Genomic DNA, 1113 nt, shown 5'->3' with positions numbered 1-1113 from the left:
GACCACGGTGTGCACGCCCAGGGCGTCACCCCCTGGCCGCAGGAGGTCACGGCCCAGATGGTGGCCAACTTCCTGGGCGGCGGCGCCGTGTGCAACGCCTTCGCCACCCAGGTCGGTGCCGAGGTGTGCATCGTGGACGTGGGCGTCGCCGCCGACCTCCCGGCCACCCCGGGCCTGCTGCCCCGCAAGATCCGTGCCGGTACGTCCGACCTGACGACCGGCCCCGCCATGACCCGCGAGGAGGCCAGGCAGGCCATCGAGGTCGGCATCGAGACCGCCCGCGACCTGGTCGCCGCCGGCAACAAGGCCCTGCTGACCGGTGAGATGGGCATCGCGAACACCACCGCGTCCGCCGCCCTGATCTCCGTCTTCACGGGTGCGGACCCGGCGGAGGTCACCGGCCGGGGCACCGGAATCAACGACGAGACCCTCGCCCGCAAGACCGAGGTCGTCCGCCGGGCCCTGGAACTCCACCAGCCGGACCCGGCCGACCCGATCGGCGTGCTCGCCGCGATCGGCGGCTTCGAGCACGCCGCCATCGTCGGCCTGCTCCTCGGTGGCGCCTCCCTGCGTACGCCGGTGATCCTGGACGGCGTCAGCGCCGGCGCCGCTGCCCTGGTCGCCCGCGCGATCGCCCCGGAAGTCCTGGCCGCCTGCATCGCGGGCCACCGCAGCGCCGAGCCGGGCCACGTCGCCGCCCTCAACAAGCTGGGCCTGCGCCCCCTGGTCGACCTCGACCTCCGGCTCGGCGAGGGCACCGGTGCCCTGCTCGCCCTGCCGCTGGTCCAGAGCACGGCCCGGGCGATGCACGAGGTGGCGACGTCCCTGTCCGTCATTGCCGTGTCCTTTCCTTGCCTCTCGACATCTTCGCCCATAACTGTACTATCGAATGCAATACGATCGTTTCAAATTCGTACGTTAGGCGGGAAGATGGCAGTGGGATCGGTGAGTGAGAGGAAGAGTGGCCATCGTTTACGCAGGTGGATGGTTACTTCCCTGGCAGTGGTCGTTGTTCTGATCGTGGGTCTGGTGGGCTGGACGCTGTACCAGAACACCTATGTGTCAGCCCTCCGTGGGCTCCGCGGCGGCCGTGGCCTTGCGGGTGCGGCGGGC

1 protein-coding gene is annotated in these 1113 nt (G+C 70.4%); it reads left to right on the top strand.

The annotated features are described in order from the left end of the window. A partial coding sequence (cobT, locus tag ABT116_RS49220; protein ID WP_351648138.1) for a nicotinate-nucleotide--dimethylbenzimidazole phosphoribosyltransferase occupies window positions 1-1113 on the top strand: 1113 nt, incomplete at both ends.

It is taken from the genome of Streptomyces sp. NPDC002130, from assembly GCF_040296465.1.
Lineage (GTDB): Bacteria > Actinomycetota > Actinomycetes > Streptomycetales > Streptomycetaceae > Streptomyces.
The sequence above is the reverse complement of the archived record's forward strand: the minus strand, read 5'-3'. Positions and strand labels throughout refer to the sequence as shown.